Origin of the sequence: Megasphaera sp. AF13-6AC (assembly GCF_027685385.1) — a bacterium.
Lineage (GTDB): Bacteria > Bacillota > Negativicutes > Veillonellales > Megasphaeraceae > Megasphaera > Megasphaera micronuciformis.
In genome coordinates this window covers 1-3593 of record NZ_JAQCUN010000124.1, presented here as the reverse complement: position 1 = coordinate 3593, position 3593 = coordinate 1, and the positions used below count along the sequence as shown (strand labels likewise).

Genomic DNA, 3593 nt, shown 5'->3' with positions numbered 1-3593 from the left:
ACAACACGTATTCATAAGAATGACATCGGCTAACTCGGGGTCTTCCGTCGGCGTGTATCCCAGCTCTTCCAACTGCCCTGCATACCGTTCCGAATCGGACTCGTTCATCTGACAACCGTAGGTCATTAAACAATAGTGCTTACTTGCCAATAAATCCATGTATAGTCTCCGTTACCTTCTTTTATAATACTTTTGAAATTCGTTTTTACATTTAATGATACCATATTACGGAAGACTACAACAGTACGAAAAGAAGGATACTCCGCACTTATGTTACCTTCCACAAATCAAAATAGCCGGGTATACTGCCTTAAATGAAGCGTATATTCTTATATGACTCGGAAATCATTACCTGATGCCGTTTAACAATTGTTTTTGCACTATTTATTTCTTTGAACCCTTCCTTTTGTTTTGCATAAAACCTTTTCATCTGCTATACTGTAATCAAAATAATCACTGATTTGGTATGAGACCGACCAGGGGAATTGCACCCCGTTTGCGGCATACCATTCGGTGATTTTTTATTTGCATGCGGCTTTATTTTCTTGCTATATTCATAATAGTGGAATGGTTGTTACCCGGAATGCTGCGTAAGGCTACGGGCGAATACGCCTGCTATTTTTATGTGTGTTGATTTGACGTAATTTACAAGAAACTTTGCCTATCCTTTTATCACTGACGGGATTGCTTCTCATATCTATCCTGATAAACATCCTCTCAAATACTTTCTTGTAAAATAAATACGATTTAAAAATATTTATCATATCTTTTGCATACCAAAACCGCCTGTCTCTCGAGAAACAGGCGGTTTATTCTTCTTTATATTCTTTCCTTAATAGCCTTTACAATCCGCTTCAGGCCTTCTGCAATGAGGGTCCGAGGCATAGCCAGGTTGAGTCGTACATAGCCCTGTGCATTGTCTACGAAGAGAGCGTCCCCTCCTTCGAGAAGAACACCGGCTTTGTTGGCGAAGAAGTCGGGAATATCTTCTACGTCAGCCAGATAAGTGCTTAAGTCTACCCATGCCAGATAGGTGGCATCGGGAATGACAAAATGTGTTTCCGGCAATTCCCTGTCGAGCGTCTCCTTAACAAAGGCGAAGTTTCCGTCCAAGTACGTCTTCATTTGATCAAGCCATTCCCCGCCTTTTTCATAGGCTGCCTGATGCGCCGCAATGGCTAGGGGATTAACGTTCATAGCGTACGAATTGGTATAGGCAATATACCATTCTTTCAACGTTTCATCTCGAATCAGGATTTCCGCAAACATAAGTCCCGCCATATTAAAGCATTTAGAAGCAGAGGTGCAAACAATAAGTTTGTCATAATCGGGCATGACTTTAGCCATAGGAATGTGCCGCTTCCCTTGGCGCAGAAGGTCGCAATGAATTTCATCGCTAATAATCCAAAGGTTATGTTTTTCTACAATAGCCGCAACCTTCTTCAATTCCTCCTCCGTCCATACACGACCGGTCGGATTGTGAGGGTTGCACCAAATCAAAAGCTTCGCCATAGGATGTGCGGCCGCCTTTTCCAAAGCGTCAAAGTCGATTTGCCAAACGCCCTTTTTATCTTTAACCAGACGATTAAAAACGGCCTGTTTTCCGTTGTACGTTAAAGGATGCTTAAAGTATCCGTAAGCCGGAGTATTGACAATGGCGTATTCGTGGTCCGTCAAAATAAATTCCGTCAACTTATAAAGAGCGGGAATGATGCCGAGAGAAAAGCAGAAATCCTTTCGTTCATAAGTCCAGTCGTACATTTTTTTACTCCACTTGTTATAAGCGTCGTAAAATTCCTGTTCAAAAACCTGACTATAGCCGAGAATTCGCTTATCCAAGCGTTCTTTTATAGCATCAATAATATGGGGGCACATGGCAAATTCCATATCGGCTACCCACATGCGAATAAATTCTTCGTCCTTAAAAGGGAACTTCTTTTTTCCTTCAAAATCATGAAAAATATAACCGCGGAATCCGTCCGTATTCATGGCATTTGTATGCCGACGATCGACAATCTCATCAAAATTATACTTCATTTTAATCCCCCTGAATCAGTATAGTTTAAAACTTAAAGTCATCATATCACACTGATTTTTGCTATGTCAAAGTAAAATGCCGACATACAAAAAACCGTGAAAAACCGCTACTTTACACCCAAATAGACTTATATACATCGCACGGCTACGATGTATCGGCAAGCCTTCACGGTATACAAAACGCCGGACAGACTATGTACTTTCACATTGCCTGTCCGGCATTTTGAGCCTATCAACTTATTCAGTTATCTGCAACTACCGGCCTGAAAAGGTCTTTACTACATCCAGACGCTGAATGGCCCGTTTCAATGCCAATTCGGCACGAACGTGGTCGATTTTTTCATTCTTGCTTGCTAAGCGGTCTTCCGCTCGATGTTTAGCAGCTTCCGCTCTCTTTACGTCAATGTCTTCAGGAAGTTCGGCCGCCGGCGTTACGATGGTGACCTTATTATCATTGACTTCCATGAAACCTTTGGCAACGGCGATCTTCTTTTCCGCTCCCTCTTTGGTAACCGTAAGGGGCCAAATGTCAAGAGATGCGATTAAGGGTGCATGACCGTGCATGACACCCAAATCACCGTCTAAAGCGCGCACAAGAACAAACTCTACATCATCGCAATATACGGAAGCATCAGGTGTAATGACCTCCAGACGGAGCGTTCTAGCGGTTTCTTCCATAGACTATTCTCCCTTCAGAGTCTTAGCCTTTTCGTACGCTTCCTCAATATTGCCGACCAGATAGAAAGCTTGTTCCGGCATGTCATCGCACTTACCGGAAAGAATTTCTTTAAAGCCCGCAATAGTTTCTTTCAACGGAACATAGCGACCGGGTTGACCCGTAAACTGTTCCGCAACGGCGAAAGGCTGACTGAGGAAACGCTGTACCTTACGAGCACGTGCAACCGTAAGCTTATCATCTTCCGACAATTCATCAATACCCAAGATGGCGATAATATCCTGCAAATCCTTGTACTTTTGAAGGATTGCCTGTACTTCGCGAGCCGTTTCGTAATGTTCTTCCCCGATAATATGGGGATCCAAAATACGCGATGTCGAGTCAAGGGGATCGACGGCCGGGTAAATACCCAATTCGGCGATTTGACGAGACAATACGGTCGTTGCATCCAAATGGGCGAACGTAGCGGCCGGAGCCGGGTCAGTCAAGTCATCGGCAGGGACGTAAACGGCCTGTACCGATGTAATCGAACCTTCCTTCGTCGACGTAATACGTTCCTGCAAGGCGCCGACGTCCGTGCCGAGCGTAGGCTGATAACCTACGGCTGACGGAATACGACCGAGCAATGCCGATACTTCCGAACCGGCCTGAATGAAACGGAAAATGTTGTCGACGAACAAAAGCACGTCCTGATGTTCTTTATCGCGGAAGTATTCCGCCATTGTAAGACCCGTAAGACCTACGCGCATACGAGCTCCGGGCGGTTCGTTCATCTGACCGTATACCAAAGCGGTCTTACTGATAACGCCCGATTCCTTCATTTCGTTCCACAAGTCATTACCTTCACGTGTACGTTCACCTACGCCCGTAAATACGGAGT

Annotated in this window: 3 protein-coding genes and 1 pseudogene; all 4 read right to left on the bottom strand. The window is 44.4% G+C overall.

Translation table 11 applies throughout. From position 1 onward, the window contains the following. Positions 1–159: pseudogene (locus tag PGX78_RS06815) on the bottom strand (tRNA (N6-isopentenyl adenosine(37)-C2)-methylthiotransferase MiaB); the annotation flags it as partial. Positions 160–819: 660 nt separating this feature from the next. Then, entirely contained in the window at positions 820–2037 is a 1218-nt protein-coding gene (locus PGX78_RS06810; protein WP_270446067.1) for a MalY/PatB family protein, read from the bottom strand. A gap of 255 nt (positions 2038–2292) precedes the next feature. Further along, positions 2293–2715 (bottom strand): F0F1 ATP synthase subunit epsilon, encoded by a 423-nt coding sequence (locus PGX78_RS06805; protein WP_006942713.1) that lies wholly within the window; start codon positions 2713–2715, stop codon positions 2293–2295. A gap of 3 nt (positions 2716–2718) precedes the next feature. Further along, a partial coding sequence (atpD, locus tag PGX78_RS06800; protein ID WP_270446064.1) for a F0F1 ATP synthase subunit beta occupies positions 2719–3593 on the bottom strand: 875 nt, incomplete at its 5' end.

What these genes read in the sequence shown, in the direction of transcription:
- PGX78_RS06810 (WP_270446067.1), bottom strand. Translation starts at nt 2,037, where the DNA reads ATGAAGTATAATTTTGATGAGATTGTCGATCGTCGGCATACAAATGCC.
- PGX78_RS06805 (WP_006942713.1), bottom strand. Translation starts at nt 2,715, where the DNA reads ATGGAAGAAACCGCTAGAACGCTCCGTCTGGAGGTCATTACACCTGAT.